This is a genomic window from Williamsia phyllosphaerae (assembly GCF_014635305.1).
Classification (GTDB): Bacteria; Actinomycetota; Actinomycetes; order Mycobacteriales; family Mycobacteriaceae; genus Williamsia_A; species Williamsia_A phyllosphaerae.
In genome coordinates this window covers 346,388-362,259 of the sequence record NZ_BMCS01000002.1, presented here as the reverse complement: position 1 = coordinate 362,259, position 15,872 = coordinate 346,388, and the positions used below count along the sequence as shown (strand labels likewise).

The 15,872-nt window shown below is 68.6% G+C and carries 16 protein-coding genes; 8 read left to right on the top strand and 8 right to left on the bottom strand.

Features of this window, described 5'->3' with window-relative positions; all coding sequences use genetic code 11:
- Nucleotides 1-50: 50 nt before the first annotated feature.
- Nucleotides 51-476 carry a TIGR03668 family PPOX class F420-dependent oxidoreductase gene (locus tag IEV93_RS15620; protein WP_188490899.1) on the top strand — a complete coding sequence of 142 codons (426 nt, stop codon included), beginning with the start codon at nucleotides 51-53 and terminating at the stop codon, nucleotides 474-476.
- Here the strand turns inward: IEV93_RS15620 and IEV93_RS15615 are convergent.
- From IEV93_RS15615 to IEV93_RS15595, 5 genes are all read right to left on the bottom strand, one after another.
- Complete coding sequence (locus IEV93_RS15615) at nucleotides 430-1,362, bottom strand: alpha/beta fold hydrolase (RefSeq protein ID WP_188490898.1); 933 nt, start codon at nucleotides 1,360-1,362, stop codon at nucleotides 430-432. The genes IEV93_RS15620 and IEV93_RS15615 overlap by 47 nt on opposite strands.
- A gap of 219 nt (nucleotides 1,363-1,581) precedes the next feature.
- The gene (locus tag IEV93_RS15610; RefSeq protein ID WP_188490897.1) at nucleotides 1,582-1,974 is read right to left on the bottom strand and encodes a VOC family protein; all 393 of its coding nucleotides are present in this window, start codon (nucleotides 1,972-1,974) and stop codon (nucleotides 1,582-1,584) included.
- Nucleotides 1,975-2,191: 217 nt separating this feature from the next.
- Nucleotides 2,192-3,298, bottom strand: coding sequence for a glycerophosphodiester phosphodiesterase family protein (locus tag IEV93_RS15605; protein WP_188490896.1), 1,107 nt, complete (start codon nucleotides 3,296-3,298; stop codon nucleotides 2,192-2,194).
- A 65-nt stretch (nucleotides 3,299-3,363) separates the two neighbouring features.
- Nucleotides 3,364-3,804 (bottom strand): GNAT family N-acetyltransferase, encoded by a 441-nt coding sequence (locus IEV93_RS15600; protein WP_188490895.1) that lies wholly within the window; start codon nucleotides 3,802-3,804, stop codon nucleotides 3,364-3,366.
- A gap of 145 nt (nucleotides 3,805-3,949) precedes the next feature.
- Nucleotides 3,950-4,531: an LGFP repeat-containing protein gene (locus IEV93_RS15595; RefSeq protein ID WP_188490894.1), complete on the bottom strand. Its 582-nt coding sequence runs from the start codon at nucleotides 4,529-4,531 to the stop codon at nucleotides 3,950-3,952.
- Nucleotides 4,532-4,746: 215 nt separating this feature from the next.
- Here IEV93_RS15595 and IEV93_RS15590 point away from each other — a divergent pair, with 215 nt between their 5' ends.
- From IEV93_RS15590 to IEV93_RS15560, 7 genes are all read left to right on the top strand, one after another.
- Nucleotides 4,747-5,586: a PhzF family phenazine biosynthesis protein gene (locus IEV93_RS15590; RefSeq protein WP_188490893.1), complete on the top strand. Its 840-nt coding sequence runs from the start codon at nucleotides 4,747-4,749 to the stop codon at nucleotides 5,584-5,586.
- Entirely contained in the window at nucleotides 5,583-6,428 is an 846-nt protein-coding gene (locus IEV93_RS15585; RefSeq protein WP_229705224.1) for a TatD family hydrolase, read from the top strand. Before IEV93_RS15590 ends, IEV93_RS15585 begins: the two co-directional genes overlap by 4 nt.
- A 70-nt stretch (nucleotides 6,429-6,498) precedes the next feature.
- Nucleotides 6,499-7,620: a resuscitation-promoting factor gene (locus IEV93_RS15580; RefSeq protein WP_229705223.1), complete on the top strand. Its 1,122-nt coding sequence runs from the start codon at nucleotides 6,499-6,501 to the stop codon at nucleotides 7,618-7,620.
- Between the two features lie 25 nt (nucleotides 7,621-7,645).
- Entirely contained in the window at nucleotides 7,646-8,506 is an 861-nt protein-coding gene (rsmA, locus tag IEV93_RS15575; protein ID WP_188491627.1) for a 16S rRNA (adenine(1518)-N(6)/adenine(1519)-N(6))-dimethyltransferase RsmA, read from the top strand.
- A gap of 28 nt (nucleotides 8,507-8,534) precedes the next feature.
- A complete protein-coding gene (locus tag IEV93_RS15570) occupies nucleotides 8,535-9,458 on the top strand; it encodes a 4-(cytidine 5'-diphospho)-2-C-methyl-D-erythritol kinase (protein ID WP_188490892.1) in 924 nt (307 codons plus the stop codon).
- A 79-nt stretch (nucleotides 9,459-9,537) separates the two neighbouring features.
- The gene (locus IEV93_RS15565; protein ID WP_188490891.1) at nucleotides 9,538-11,346 is read left to right on the top strand and encodes an ABC-F family ATP-binding cassette domain-containing protein; all 1,809 of its coding nucleotides are present in this window, start codon (nucleotides 9,538-9,540) and stop codon (nucleotides 11,344-11,346) included.
- 12 nt (nucleotides 11,347-11,358) lie between these two features.
- Nucleotides 11,359-12,378, top strand: coding sequence for an enoyl-CoA hydratase/isomerase family protein (locus IEV93_RS15560; RefSeq protein WP_188490890.1), 1,020 nt, complete (start codon nucleotides 11,359-11,361; stop codon nucleotides 12,376-12,378).
- 7 nt (nucleotides 12,379-12,385) lie between these two features.
- Here the strand turns inward: IEV93_RS15560 and IEV93_RS15555 are convergent, their stop codons facing one another.
- From IEV93_RS15555 to IEV93_RS15545, 3 genes are all read right to left on the bottom strand, one after another.
- Nucleotides 12,386-13,021, bottom strand: coding sequence for a hypothetical protein (locus IEV93_RS15555; RefSeq protein WP_188490889.1), 636 nt, complete (start codon nucleotides 13,019-13,021; stop codon nucleotides 12,386-12,388).
- 103 nt (nucleotides 13,022-13,124) lie between these two features.
- Nucleotides 13,125-14,714 (bottom strand): peptide chain release factor 3, encoded by a 1,590-nt coding sequence (locus tag IEV93_RS15550; protein WP_188490888.1) that lies wholly within the window; start codon nucleotides 14,712-14,714, stop codon nucleotides 13,125-13,127.
- 90 nt (nucleotides 14,715-14,804) lie between these two features.
- The gene (locus IEV93_RS15545) at nucleotides 14,805-15,821 is read right to left on the bottom strand and encodes a beta-ketoacyl-ACP synthase III (RefSeq protein ID WP_188490887.1); all 1,017 of its coding nucleotides are present in this window, start codon (nucleotides 15,819-15,821) and stop codon (nucleotides 14,805-14,807) included.
- Between the last annotated feature and the right edge of the window lie 51 nt (nucleotides 15,822-15,872).

The window sequence follows — 15,872 nt, the reverse complement described above, 5'->3', positions numbered from 1 at the left end:
AGCCTATCGGGGCTGCGCCACCGGATTGATGGCCGCCTTAGGGTGATCGCATGACCGACGGCGAGTCCCGGGCGCGGCAGCGGTTCGCGCAGGCCCCGGTGGCCCGGATGGCGACGGTGTCCGACGAGGTGCTGCCGCACCTGGTCCCGGTCGTGTTCGCCGTCGACGGGGACACGGTCTACACGGCGGTCGACGGCAAGCCGAAATCCGGGGCACCGCTGCGTCGGCTGGGCAACATCGCCGCGAATCCGAACGTCAGCCTGCTGGTCGACCACTACGACGACGACTGGAACGCACTGTGGTGGGTGCGGGTCGACGGAACCGCGCAGGTACATCACGCCGGGGTGACCGCCGATCGGGCGTACGCACTCCTACGCGCGAAATACGCTCAGTACGAGACGGTCTCGCTCGATGGGCCGGTCATCGCCGTCACGGTGCGTCGGCGGAGGTGGTGGCACGGGCGAAGTTCGCCATGAGCTCGCCGGTGATCTGTGGCCACAGCGGCTCGGGCAGGTCGTGGCCCATGCCGTCGATCAGGACCAGCTTCGATCCGGAGATGGCGTGGGCGATGGCCTTGCCGCCGGAGGGACGCATGAGACCGTCGGCCTTGCCGTGGATCACCACCGCGGGGGCGGTCACTTTGCGTGCGTACCGTCGCAGGCTCCCGCTGCCCATCACCGCGCTGGTCTGGCGGAGGATCCCGGCCGGGTCGTGCGAGCGGTCGTGGTACGACGCGGCCAACTCCCATGCCTCGTCGTCGCTCAGCGGGTAACCGGGGCTGCCGATGGTCTGCAACGCTTTCGCCGAGCCGGCGATGTAGTCCTCGCGCGTCGCACCCTTGCCCGGGCCGGACAGCAGTGCGAGCAGCTTGCGGGGGTCCGGCGGCGGCAGCAACGCCTGCAGGGTCGAGGAGAACAGGATCGCCAGCGAGGACACCCGCTCGGGGTACTTGCCGCCGACGACCTGGGCGATCATGCCGCCCATCGACGCGCCGACCACGTGTGCGCGTTCGATACCGAGATAGTCGAGGACGCCGATCGCGTCGGCCGCCATGTCGACGACCGTGTACGGGACGTCGCTGCCGAGGCCGAGCTCGGTCTTGATCAGTCGCGGCAGGATCGAGCCCGAGACGCGGACGCCGTCGAGGTGCGTCGACAGGCCGATGTCGCGGTTGTCGAACCGGATGACGCGGTAGCCCTGATCGACCAGGACGTCGCAGAACCCGGTCGGCCAGACCGTCAACTGGGCACTGAGGCCCATGATCAGCAGCACGGGCGGATGGGCGATGTCGCCGATGTCCTCGTAGTAGATGTCGATGTCGCCGACGTGGGCGGTTCCGGTGCGGAGCTGGCTCTCACTCATCGGTCCGACGATAGCCGCCGACCGCGCCCCGACGACGCCCCGACCATGCCGAAACAACCCGCCGAGCGGGCCGAAACGACGCCCCGAACGTGCCGAAACGACGCCCCGAACGTGCCCTAATGACGCTCCGATCGTGCCGAAGCGACCCGTCGACCGGGCGGAGAAACCGGTCGCGTGGGCAGAACAGTCGACACTCGGTTCGCTCGGCGAGTCTCGCGATCAATCCCACCCGCGCGTGGACAAGACCAGCCGGTAGCCGTCGGGATCCTCGACTGTGACGCCCCATTCATCCCAGTACTTGCCCTGCGACACGACGCGCCCGCCCGCTTCTTCTATCCGGGCGATCACGGCGGGGTCGACTGGTGCGTCGAGGTACAGGATCAACAGGTCCTCCGCGGTGGGAGTCGGTGTCACGGACAAGTTCGGGCCACCCACCAACTCGATGTGCCAGGCGGCGCCCGGAGCGCCGACCATGACGAGGTCGTGTTCGTCGCGCCCCTCGCCGGCAACACGTGCGAGGACTGCGAATCCGAGACCTCTTACGTAGAAGCGTTCGGCAATCTCCAGATTGGTGCACGGGCGGGCGATGCGGATCGCGGCGTGTTCGAACATGGACGCTCCCCTTCGTTTCGACGTCGACGGTGGCTGCGTGTGCGATCCACGCATCTGTAGTCAGCCGGTACCTGACCGTATGTCGAGTTCGGCACGGTCGATGTGTGATTACGGCACGGTCGGCGAGTGTTTTAGGCACGATCGACGGGTCGTTTCGGCACGTTGGGCGGGCGGTTTCGGCACGTTGGGCGGGTGGTTATGGCACGTTCGGCGGGGGTCAGCGGACGGGCGCGGGGAGGGCGAGACCGTTGGCGGCGAGCACCGTGCGCAGGCGATCGGGGTAGTCGGTGATGAGTCCGTCGACCCCGAGCTTCACGAAGTGATCCATCGTCTCCGGGTCGTCGACGGTCCACGGGATGACCTTCAGCCCGGCGCGGTGCGCGTCGGCGACCATGCGTGCGTCCGGGTAGGGCGTGAACGACGGATCGCCGATCGTGCCGTCCTGCGGTGTGCCCTGGACCGGCGAGATGGCCGTGACCCCCGGGATGGCCTTCGCCGTGCGGACCAGGTCGCCACCGAAATCGTCGGCGTCGAGCCCGCCGAGCCACGGCGATCGTCCCGTCTGACCGACCTGCAGGAAGTCCTTGTTGGTCAACGCGATCAACGGCAGCCGAGGATCGAGGCGGTGCATCACGCGCAGGGCGCCCCAGTCGAAACTCTCGATCGTGACCTGTCGAGACAGGCCGGACCGGACGATCTCCTGATGGACGCGGGCCACGAACAGTTCCCGCGGCATCGTCTGTTCCGGCGATCCCGCCTCGACCTTGGTCTCGATGTTCAGGTGCACGCCCCACGCACGGCGCGACCGGATGAGGTCGAACACCTGGCGCAGCTCGATGATCCGGGCGCCGGCGATGCGTTGCTGCTGCGGGAACTGGGGGAGTTGTCGGTACCCGCAGTCGAGTGTCCGGATCTGCGCCAGCGTCAGGTCCCTGATGTATTTCCCGACGTAGGGGAACTGCGGGTCCGACGGGAACGCCGGGGCGGTGTCGCGGCACTTGTCACCGGAGATCTGCCGATCATGCGAGACGACCACCCGCAGATCCCGGGTCACCTGGGTGTCGAGCTCGAGGGTGCTGACGCCCAGCCGCAGGGCTTTGTCGAAGCCGGCGATGGTGGACTCGGTGGTCAGCCCGATACCGCCGCGGTGCGCCTGGAGATCGAACACGCGGTGCCCTCCCGGTCGTGCGGGGGCGGCAGACGCCGAGTCCGACCCGGCCGCCTCGTGGCCGAACGTCACCGCTCCCACCGTGAGTACCACGGCGATCGCTGATCGGAGGTTGCGTCGGGAGAACACTGCTCGGCAACGAGCGAACGACTGCATGATCGCGACGCTAGGCCGCCCACACGAACTGTCCGGCAACCTCGGGTTACCGGGCATTGAACGGGTCAGGCGACGAGGTCCTTGCCGAAGCACCGGCTGAGCGGGCTCGTCGCGTACTCGCCGAATGCGTCGATCGGGGTGTAGCCGATGGCCCGATACAGCGCGATCGCCTCGGGCTGGCGGATACCGGTCTCGAGCACGACCTTCGACATCCCACGCTCGGCTGCCCGCTCCTCGAGCGCGGTGACGAGCCGAGCGGCGATCCCGCGTCGACGGCCGTACGTGGCGACGAACATCCGTTTGATCTCGCCGCGGCCACCACCGATGTCGCGCAGACCGACGCACCCGACCGGCACCCCGTCGAGACGGGCCACGAAGTACTCGGACTCGGCGACCACCGGGTCGGGGTCGTAGTCGGGGTACCGCTCGTTGAGGTCGGCAACGGTGGCCACCAGCAGCGCGACCAGCTCGGGGTCGGCCGGAGCGACGAGACGGTCGATCGTCACCGACCCGGACGGTTCAGTCGGCGCAGCGGGGCGTTCACCAGGTTTCATCGAGGCAGGACGTTACGCGTGGCGCCGGCGCAACCGCGACGACCGACCGGAGGGGTTCCTCCGGCCGGCCGCGCACCGCCACATGGTCATCGCGCGATCAGGGGAAATAGATCACCCCGTTCTGGAACCGCTGCAGGAAGGTGTTGCCGAGTCGGATCTCGTCGCCGATCGGTAGTCCGATGGGCGACGTGGCGCCGCCCTGCGCGCGCCACTTCGACAAGATTCCGCCCCAGATCTGGTGCGCGCCGGTCTGCGCCGACCAGTAGACGGTGCCGCCCTGGAAGAAGTTCACACGTGCGGGCCCCTGCGCGAACTCGTTGGTCACCGGGTAACCGAGCGCACCGTTCTCCCAGTTCAGCGAAGCCCATTTCGCGCGGATCGCGCCGCTGATCTGGTGGGCGCGTCCGAAATCGACGCCGGCGTTCCAGTAGAACGACGTGTCCTTGCTGAACCTCTGGAAGCGGCCGTTGTTGCGCGCTCGCAGCTCTTCGCTGCGGGGGCCGCCCCATCGATCGAATCCACCGGTCTCCAGATACGCCTGTTCGATGCGCCCGCCCACGTTGACGCCGTCGATGAGGCGGTCGGCCGAGGCGGGTGCAGCTGCTCCGGTCGCGATCATGGATCCGACACTGACGGCGGTCAGTACCGCAGCCACACGCTGTTTCATCGCTGTTCTCATCTGAATTCCTTCGGTTCCTCGCCTTCGCCGGTACGGCCGACGGACCGAAGCACGCCTATCGCTCCGAACTGCACGGTACTGACAAGTACCACTACGTGCTTGTTCTTACTATCGGATCATCGGGCAATGCGTTACACAGTTGTCGGACGAGTTCGCGAACCCCTGACGACACTCGGATCAGGTGTGGTCGACGCCCGGGTCGTACGCTCGCCCCCATGACGACCACCCGAGACTTCGCCCAGGTCGACGTCTTCGCATCCGGACCCATCTCCGGCAACCCCGTCGCCGTGGTGCTCGACGCGACCGATCTCGACGATCAGCAGATGGCCGCGTTCGCGCGGTGGACGAACCTGTCGGAGACGACGTTCGTGCTGCCGCCCACCGAATCGTCGGCCGACTACCGGTTACGCATCTTCACCCCGGGCGGCGAGCTCCCGTTCGCCGGTCACCCGACGCTCGGATCTGCGCACGCCTGGCTGGAGGCCGGGAACACCCCGCAGGGTGACGTCGTGGTCCAGGAGTGTGGCGCGGGACTGATCACCATCCGCCGCGACGGCGAGCGGCTCGCGTTCGCTGCGCCCCCGTTGCGTCGGTCGGGTCCGGTGGACGAGGCCACCCTCGTCGACATCCGTGCCGCCCTGGGGCTGGCCGCCTCCGACGTCGTGGCCTCGAACTGGGTGGACAACGGCCCGGGGTGGATCGGACTGATGCTCACCTCGGGCGAGCGCGTGCTGGAGGTCCGACCCGATTTCACCGCCCTCGGCGCTCACGAGGTCGGCCTCATCGGGGCCTACCGCGGAGGCGATGTCGGTGTCGACTACGAGGTCAGGGCCTTCGCGCCCGGTGACGGCGTGCCCGAGGACCCGGTCACCGGGAGTCTGAACGCCGGCTTCGCCACCTGGCTGCGCGCCACCGGGGAGATCCCCGCCCACTACATCGCCGCGCAGGGCACAGCACTGGGCCGCGACGGACGTGTGTTCGTCGACGACGACGGGTCCCGGATCTGGGTCGGCGGGGCCAGTGTGACCACCATCACCGGGATGGTGTCATTGTGAGCCGCAAGCCACGTCTGCCGCCTCCGGATCCGGAACCGCTGACCCCGCTGATCGACGCGCACACCCACCTCGCCGCCTGCGGTGGCCGTGACCGCGAGGCTGTCGCGGCGATCCTCGATCACGCGCAGGGCGTCGGCGTCGGCGCGGTGGTCACGGTGGCCGACGACATGGTCGACGCACGCTGGGCCGTGGCGGCCGCGGAATGGGACGACCGTGCCTATGCGGCGACCGCCCTGCACCCGACGCACGCCGCCGATCTGACCGACGAGACGGCCGAGGAACTGCGTGCGATGGCGCGCCACCCGCGGGTCGTCGCGGTCGGGGAAACCGGCCTGGACTACTACTGGCTCGGCAAGTCCGACGACTGCGCGTCGAAAACCCAACAGCACGAATCGTTTCGGTGGCACATCGACCTCGCGAAAGAGGTCGGCAAGCCGCTGATGATCCACAACCGCGAGGCCGATCGCGATCTGCTCGACGTCCTCGCCGCCGAGGGCGCCCCGGAGACGGTGATCATGCACTGCTTCTCCGGCGACGAGGCCATCGCTCGAGAATGCGTGGAGAGGGGCTACGTGCTCAGTTTCTCCGGGACGGTCAGCTTCACCAACGCCACCGGACTGCAGGCCGCCCTGCGGGTCGTCCCCGACGACCAACTCCTCGTCGAGACCGACGCGCCGTTCCTGACCCCGCACCCCTACCGCGGACACCCGAACCAGTCGTATTGCCTGCCGTACACGGTGCGGGCGATGGCCGACATGAGGAACACCGACCCGCAGACACTCGCCGGACATCTCACGGCCACCGCCGAGCGGGTTTACCGGATCGCTTTGCCATCGGTGTAGGCCACCGTTATCCTTCTGTGATCCCGCCGAGTCCTGACGGACACCCCCGCCCCCGACCAGAAGTTGACGTGTGTCTTTTTTAGCCCGAATTAACGATTCCAACTCCACCAAGGTGCGAGTCGCCATCGCGGCGCTGCTGTTGACGCTCATCGCCGGAGGCGTGATGGGGATCGCGATGCACAAGACGGTCACCATCGATGTGGACGGGAAAATGGTCACCGTCGCGACCATGCGGTCGTCGATCGAGGACGTTCTCGCCGATGAGGGCTACCACCCGGTCAAGGGTGATCTCGTGAGCCCCGCGCCGTCGGACGGCGTCGCGGACGGACAGACCATCACCTTCCATCGCCTCAAGACGATCGTTCTCGACGTCGACGGCGAAAAGCGTGAGATCAAGACGAACGCCGTCACCGTGGAGCAGGCCCTCGCGCAGCAGAACCTTGCCGCGCCGTCGATCGACGTGGAGGCCCCGCGCACCGAGACCCTGCCCGTGGACGGTGCCGCCGTGGCGGTCACGCTGCCCAAGAAGGTCACCCTCGTCGACGCGAAGGTGCGGTCGACCCCGGAGGTCGCGGCGAAGACGGTCGGCGAACTGCTGGCCGACCTGGGGGACCCGCTCGCCGGGCAGGACGTCGTCACCCCGGCCGCCGACACGCCGATCGCCGCGAACATGGCCATCAACGTCACCCGGGTCCGCACCGAAGAGGTCACCGAGACCGAGCCGCTCAAGGCGCCGGACAAGGAGACCAAGGACCCGACCGTCATCACCGGCAAGAAGGTCGTCAAGACCCCGGGCAAGCCCGGCACCCAGAACGTCACCTACTCGGTCACCACCGTCAACGGCAAAGAGACCAAGCGCGTCAAGACCGGCGCCACCGAGGTCACCCCGGCCGTCGCCGCCGAGGTGAACGTCGGCACCAAGCCGGGCGCACCTTTCGTCCCCGTCGGATCGGTCTGGGACCAGCTCGTGCAGTGTGAGTCGACCGGCAACTGGGCCATCAACACCGGCAACGGTTTCTTCGGTGGCGTCCAGTTCGACCAGAACACCTGGGACCGCTGGGGCGGACAGGAATTCGCGCCGCGCGCCGATCTCGCCACCCGCGAGGAGCAGATCTTCGTCGCGGAGAAGACCCTCGCCGCCCAGGGCTGGGGCGCGTGGCCGTCCTGCTCGGCGAAGCTGGGTCTTCGGTGATTCCCGCCTCCGGCGGGGGCCTTCGCTGAGTCCCACACCACCGCGTCTGCTCGGGCCGGTCCAGGTCCGGACCCTCGCCGAGGAGCTCGGGATCCGTCCGACCAAGACACTCGGGCAGAACTTCGTCCACGACGGCAACACCGTGCGTCGGATCGTGGCCGCCGCAGGCGTCGACTCCGACGACGTCGTTCTCGAGGTCGGACCGGGATTGGGTTCACTCACCCTGGCGCTGTTGGGCGTCGTCGGTGCGGTGATGGCGGTGGAGATCGATCCGGTGTTGGCGGGGGCATTGCCGACGACGGTGGCAGAGTACGCCCCCGATCACGCCGACCGACTCACCGTCGTCGAGGCCGATGCGCTGAGCATCGCGGCCGACGATCTGCCCGCCGCCCCGACCGCCGTGGTGGCCAACCTCCCGTACAACGTCGCGGTGCCGGTCCTGCTGCATCTCCTCGCCACCTTTCCGTCCATCCGGACCGTGCTGGTGATGGTGCAGCTCGAGGTGGCCGAACGCCTCGCGGCCGGTCCCGGCGGGCGTATCTACGGGGTGCCGAGCGTCAAGGCCCGGTTCTTCGGCACCGTGAAACGGGCCGGAACCGTCGGCGCCGGCGTCTTCTGGCCCGAGCCGAAGGTGGAATCCGGGCTGGTGCGCGTCGACCGCCTCGAGATGCCGTGGGCCACCGACGACGCGACGCGACGTCCGGTCTACGCGGTCATCGACGCCGCCTTCGCCCAGCGCCGCAAGACGTTGCGCGCCGCGCTGGCCGGGTGGGCCGGGTCGGCGACGGAGGCCGAACGCCGACTCCGGGCCGCCGACATCGACCCGTCGCTACGCGGCGAACGCCTCGAGGTGGCCGATTTCGTGCGCCTCGCCGGTTCGTCCTAGCTCGCCGCGCCCAGTAGTCTTGGCAGTCGTGCTCTCCGTCGTTCCCCGCCCGGTCACAGTCCGGGTCCCCGCCAAGATCAACCTGCACCTCGGTGTCGGTGACCTGCGCGATGACGGCTACCACGAGTTGGAGACGGTTTTCCAGGCCGTGTCGCTGACCGATGAGATCTCGATCGTGTCCGCCGACGCACGCAGCATCACCGTTCGCGGCGACAACGCCGCCGTCGTTCCGACCGATCACCGGAACCTGGCGTGGGCGGCCGTCGACGCCATGGCCGCGGTGACCGGACACTCCGGCGAGGTCGCCATCGAGATCACCAAGGGCATACCGGTCGCGGGCGGCATGGCCGGCGGGAGTGCCGACGCCGCCGCCGTGTTGGTCGGCCTGGCCCGGTTGTGGCGCGTCGAACCCACGCGCGACGAGATGTACGCCATGGCCGCCGATCTCGGCAGCGACGTCTCGTTCTCGCTGCACGGCGGTACGGCCCTGGGCAGTGGACGCGGTGAGAACCTGATGAGCGTGCTGTCGCGCGGTGAGTTCCACTGGGTCATCGCGATCGCCGGCGGCGGTCTCAGCACACCGGACGTGTACCGCGAGCTCGACAGTCTGCGCCGCAACGAATCCCTTTCCCGCGCCTCGCATCCGGACGAGCTGATGCAGGCGCTCGCCGCGGGTGACCCGCGTCGGCTCGCGCCACTGCTGCGCAACGACCTGCAGCCGGCCGCGGTGTCGCTGATGCCGCCCCTGCGCCGGACGCTGCGAGCGGGTACCGACGCCGGTGCGATCGCCGGCATCGTCTCGGGTTCCGGGCCGACGTGTGTGTTCCTGTGCACCGACTCCGACCACGCCGTCGACGTCGCCGCCGAACTGTCCGGGGCCGGGGTGTGCCGATCGGTGCGCATCGCCTCGGGTCCGGTTCCCGGCGCGCGGCTCGTCGACGACGACCAATGACACCTCGTCGACGACCGTTCACACCGGGTCGACGACGACCGATGACGCCGTACCGGCGACACACCAACGACAGGATCCGATGACCAACCTCGTCAACGCCGAGAAGATCAGCAAGAGCTTCGGCATCGCGCCGTTGCTCGAGTCGGTGAGTCTCGGTGTGCAAGAAGGCCAGCGCATCGGCGTGGTCGGCCTCAACGGCGGCGGCAAGACCACGATGCTCGAGATCCTCGCCGGCATCACCGAACCCGATTCCGGGCGCGTGTCGCGAGTCGGTGGTCTGCGGATGGCCGTGGTCACCCAGCGGGGCGTGCTCCCGCCCGGGGCGACCGTGGGCGACGTCGTCCTCGGACCTCTCGACATCCCCGAGCACGAGTGGGCGTCGGACGCGCGCGTGCGCGCGGTGCTCGCCGGCATCGGGATCGACCGCCTCGACGGGGGCCTCGAGCGCAGCGTTTCCGAGCTCTCCGGTGGACAGCGCCGAAGAGTCGCCCTGGCCGCCGCGCTGGTCCAGGACCTCGACCTGCTGATCCTCGACGAGCCCACCAACCACCTCGACGTCGAGGGTGTGCAGTGGCTCGCCGACCACGTCGTCAACCGTCGCAGCGCGCTCGTGGTCGTCACCCACGATCGCTGGTTCCTCGACACCGTCGCCACCCGCACCTGGGAGGTCGCGCACGGGTCGGTCACGGAATACGAAGGCGGATACAACGACTGGATCTACGCCCGTGCCGAGCGCGGCCGTCTGGCCGACGCGGCCGAGGAGCGTCGGCGCAACCTGGCCCGCAAGGAGTTGGCGTGGCTGCGTCGCGGCCCGCCCGCCCGGACGTCGAAGCCCAAGTACCGGATCGAGGCGGCCGAGAAGCTCATCGCCGACGTGCCCCCGGTCCGCGACAGCGTCGCGTTGTCGAGCTTCGCGAAGCGTCGGCTCGGCCGCGTCGTCATCGAACTCGAGGACGCCACCCTGCGCACCCCGGACGACCGCGTGCTGGTCGAGGATCTGACCTGGCGTCTGCAGCCCGGCGAGCGGATCGGTCTCGTCGGCATCAACGGCTCCGGCAAGACGACCCTGCTGCGTGCCCTCGCCGGTGAGGTGCCCGTCGACCCCGGTCGTCGCAAGGAGGGCACCACCGTGTCCATCGGGTGGCTGCGTCAGGAACTCGACGACCTGCCCACCGACATGCGGGTGCTCGAGGCGGTCGAGGACGTCGCCGGGCGCATCACCATCGGTGCAGGCACGAAGCAGGAGAAGGAGATCTCGGCGGGCCAGCTCGCCGAGAGGCTCGGCTTCTCGCCGGCCCGTCAGCGGACTCCCGTCGGGGACCTCTCCGGTGGTGAGCGACGGCGGCTGCAGCTGACCCGTGTGCTGATGGCACAGCCCAACGTGTTGCTGCTCGACGAGCCCACCAACGACCTCGACATCGACACCCTGCAGCAACTCGAGGACATCCTCGACGGCTGGGCCGGGACCATGGTGGTCATCAGTCACGACCGATATCTGATCGAGCGGATCTGCGACAGCACCTGGGCGCTGTTCGGCGACGGTGGACTGACGAACCTGCCCGGCGGCATCGAGTCCTACCTGCAGCGACGAGCGCGGCAGGGCGACAACAGCACCCCGGTGTCCTCGGTCGTGGGCCGCTCGGACGGTGCGCCGGCCGCACCGGTCCGTGATGCGGGTGCCGAGCGGGATGCGCAGAAGGCCATGAAGCGGCTCGAGCGTCAGATCGCGAAGTTCGATGCGCGCGAGACCGAACTGCACGCCCTGCTGGCCGAGTCCGCCACCGACTCGCAACGTCTACGCGAACTCGACGCCGAGCTGACCGCCGTCGTGGCCGAGAAGGAGACCGCCGAGGTCGAATGGATGGAACTCGCCGAAGAGTGGGGATAGTACGGTACTTGCATGTCCTACATTCAGACCTCGGTTGCCAACGGAGTCGGCGAGATCGTCCTCGATCGGCCACGAGCGCTCAACGCACTCGACCAGTCGATGATCGACGACATGCACGAGGTGCTGACCCGGTGGGCGGACGATCCGTCGGTGTCGACGGTGCTCGTGACGTCGGCGTCGGACCGGGCGTTCTGCGCCGGCGGTGACATCCGGGCGATCCGGGACAACGCGGTCGACGGCAACGCTGCGGCCATCAGCCACTACTTCGCCTCGGAGTACACCCTCGATCAGTTGATCGCCGACTACCCCAAGCCCTACGTCACCCTGATCGACGGAGCCGCGATGGGCGGCGGTCTCGGGATCAGCGTGCACGGTGAGGTCCGGGTCGTCACCGACAAGGCCGTGATGGCGATGCCGGAGACGGCCATCGGCTTCTTCCCCGACATCGGTGCGACCTACTTCCTGCCGCGACTGCCCGCAGGTGTCGGGATGTGGTTGGGGCTCACCGGAGCCCGCATCACCGGTACCGATGCCGTCACGGTGGGCCTGGCCACCCACCACGTACCGACCGAGGGGCTCCCCGAGGTGGCCGCGGCGATCCGTTCGGGCGCTCCGCTGGTCGAGGTCCTCACCTCGTCGGCGCCGGCCCCGACCGAGATCCCGTTGAAGAACATCGCCGAGTACTTCGCCGACAGCTCGGTCCCCGCGATCCTGGGCGGTCTGCGCGGTGCGGCGTCGAGCGCGTCGGAGCAGCAGGCGCAGTGGGCCACGCAGATGGTGTCGTTGATGGAGTCGGCCTCGCCGACCAGCCTGATGGTCGCGGCCCGGTTGATCGAGATCGGTGACTCGTCGCTGCTCGATCAGTGCTTCGAGCGCGAACTCCATGCCGCGGAACGGATCTGCGCGACTCCCGATTTCGCCGAGGGGGTTCGTGCGGTCCTCGTCGACAAGGACCGCAACCCGGCGTTCTCGCCCGCGCAGGTCGACGACGTCGACCCGGCCGAGGTCGAGCGGATCGTCGGCAGCATCTGAGACGTCGTCAACGGCTGAGTTCGAACCACCCGGAGAGCACCGCCGTCGACGCCGCATCGGGTGCCACTGTTCCCGGCACCCCGATCGGGGGGATCGGCGCCTGCGGCTCCGGTGACTGATCGGTCGGGTCGATGGCGTCGTCGGGTCGGAACGGGTTCGCCTGGACGAGAACGGCGTTCGGACAGGTGAACGATCCCGCGGCGCTGTCCTCGGTGAACGAGCTCATCGTCAGCGCGCACGAGATGGCCTGGAAATATCTGCCCTCGGCCACCACGCCGATCTGCGCGGTCACGTCTCGTCGCGACACCAACTCGGCGATCGGTGCCTCGATCTGCACACCGTTCTTGCCTTCGCTCTTGAAGACGAACAACGCGCTGTCCGGGGGAACGAGGGGATCGTCGTTGCCCCACTTGGGGAATTCGTGACACCCGTCGCCCGAGGTGGCGTCGGTGTCCGGATCGGGATCGGCGACCTCACCGGGCGCGGCGGGGGCGAGTCGCGCCACATCGACGAACACGCGTCCGGTGCGGAACGAGACGCCGCCGGGCGCCTGGGTGAGCTGACCGGCCGGCGGCTTCTCGGTACACCGCTCCTCGGCGACGCGGTCGTCGGTCCGGGCGGGCGACGACGGGGCCGATGCCACCGGGGTGGTCACCCTCGCGGGCGGGCGGGACGTGCCCGTGGTGGACGACGCGCAGCCGGACGCGAGGAGGGCGACCAGTGTGAGGACGCCTACCGGGACTCGCTCAATCCGCAGCCGCGACAAGGGGTTCCAGAGTCAGCTTCGGGTGTTCCTTCTCGATGTACTGCAGCCGCCACCTGTCGCTGACCAGGGCGAGGATGGCGCCGTCGGTGCGGGTGAACACCTCCACCCCGCGCTGTCGGCCCAGTTCGTCGGCGCTCTCGGCGTCGGTGCGCCGCGCGAGCCCGTACGGGAGGTTCTGCACGGAGGTCTCGACGCCGAACTCGGTCTTCATGCGGGCGGTGACGACCTCGAACTGCATCGGCCCGACCGCCGCGAGTACGGGTGACGCGTCGCCGCGCACCTCGTTGCGGAGCACCTGGACGACGCCCTCGGAGTCGAGCTGGTCCATGGCCTTGCGGAACTGCTTGTACTTGCCCGCACTCTCCGCGCGCAGGACGGCGAAGTGTTCGGGCGCGAACGACGGGATCGGGGGGTACTGCACGAGATCGTCGGTGTACAGGGTGTCGCCGGGGGCCAGCGCCATCGCGTTGACCAGGCCCACCACGTCGCCGGGGTAGGCGGTGTCGACGGTGGAGCGGTCTCGTCCGAACACGGCCTGTGCGTACTTGGTGGTGAACGGTTTGCCCGTCTGCGCGTGGGTCACGACCATGCCGCGCTCGAACTCGCCGGAGACGATCCGCATGTAGGCCAGGCGATCTCGGTGCGACGAGTCCATCCCCGCCTGGACCTTGAACACCACGGCGGAGAACGGGTCGGTGACCTCCCGCTCGTGGTGGTCGATGCCCTCACGGCCGGTGGGCGGTGGCGCCAACTCGACGAGTGCCTCGAGCAGTTGGCGCACACCGAAGTTCAGTGCCGCGGAGGCGAAGATCATCGGCGAGGTCTCACCCGCGAGGAACAGTTCCTCGTCGTGGTCCTGGCCCATCTCCGAGAGCAGGTCACTCTCCTCGACGGCGGCCTCCCAGTCGCTGCCCTCGCGCTGCGCCGCGTGCTCGGCGTCGAGGAACTCCTCGGGTGCGATGGTCGCGCCGCCGGCGGTACGGGTGAAGCGGACGTACTCACCGGTGCGGCGGTCGAGCACGCCGCGGAAGTCGCCGGCGATGCCCACGGGGAAGAACAGCGGGGTGGGGGTGAGACCGATGCGTTCGCTGATCTCGTCGATCAACTCGAGGGGGGAGCGGCCGGGCCGGTCCCACTTGTTGATGACGGTGATCACCGGCACACCGCGGTGGCGACACACCTGGAACAGCTTGAGGGTCTGGGGCTCGAGCCCCTTGGCGGCGTCGATGAGCATGACGGCGGCGTCGACGGCGGTGAGCACCCGATAGGTGTCCTCGGAGAAGTCGGCGTGACCGGGGGTGTCGACGAGGTTGATGACGTTGCCCTCGTAGTTGAACTGCAGGGCAGTCGAACTCACCGAGATACCGCGGGCCTTCTCCATCTCCATCCAGTCCGAGACGGTCGACTTCCGTCCGGCCTTGCCGTGGATGGCCCCGGCCTCGGAGATCATCCGGGCGTGCAGAGCCAACGCCTCGGTCATCGTGGACTTGCCGGCGTCGGGATGGGAGATGATGGCGAAGGTTCGACGACGGGCGACCTCGCGGGCGACGGTGTCGGGACTGGAACTCACCTGTCGAGGCTACTCAATGCGCAGGTCAGACCAAAAACCGAGTTCGTAGCAGTTCGTGTCGCGCACCGACACGAACTGCTACGGAGCGAGCTACTCGAAGGGGACCGGGGGAAGGGTCACCACCTGGGCGGCGTAGCTGAGTCCGGCGCCGTAGCCGAGCAGCAGAGCGGTCTGGCCGGGCTTGGCCTCGCCGGTCGAGAGCATGTTCTCCATCGCCAGGGGGATCGAGGCGGCCGAGGTGTTGCCGGTGAACTCGATGTCCTTGGCCACCGGGGTGCCCTCACGGAGATGCAGGTTCTTGGCCAGCAGGTCGTTGATGCGGGCGTTGGCCTGGTGCGGGATGAACACGTCGAGGTCCTCGGCACCGATCTTCGCGGCCTCGAGGGCGCGCTGCGCCGCCTTGCCCATCTCGAACGCCGCCCAGCGGAACACCGCGGTGCCCTCCATGCGCAGGAACGGCTGCTGCTCACGGTCACCGCGGAGGAAGGTCGCCCAGTCGACGTCTTGCTTGATCGCGTTGTATTGCGAACCGTCGCTGCCCCACACGACGGGCCCGACGCCCTGCTCATCGGCGGGCCCGAGGACCACGGCGCCGGCCCCGTCGCCGAAGATGAAGCAGTTGCCGCGATCGGTCATGTCGATACCCACCGACAGCTGTTCGGCGCCGACGACCAGGACGTGTCCGGCACTCCCGCCGCGGATCAGATCGGCGGCCACCGCCATCGCGTGACCGAACCCGGCGCAGCCCGCGGTGATGTCGAACGCGGGGACCCCTGTGGCACCGATCCGATGGGCGACGTCGGTGGCGGCGGCCGGGGTCAACAACAGGTGGGTGTTGGTCGCGATGATGACCGCGTCGATGTCCGAGGGTTGTAGCAGTGCGTTCGCGATCGCCTTGAGCCCGCAGTCCACCGACATCGTGGTGACGGACTCGTCGACACCGGCGAAGCGCCGTGTTCTGATCCCGGTGCGCGTGTAGATCCACTCGTCGGACGAGTCGATCTTCTCGCAGATCTCGTCGTTGGTGACGACTCGTGACGGGCGATAGGCGCCGATCCCGAGGATCCCGATGTTGTTGGTGCCGGTGCGTTCGGCGATCACTGTCATGCGGGTGTCCTCTGGTTGCCTGCGGCGTCCGACCCCGGATGTGATCAGGTG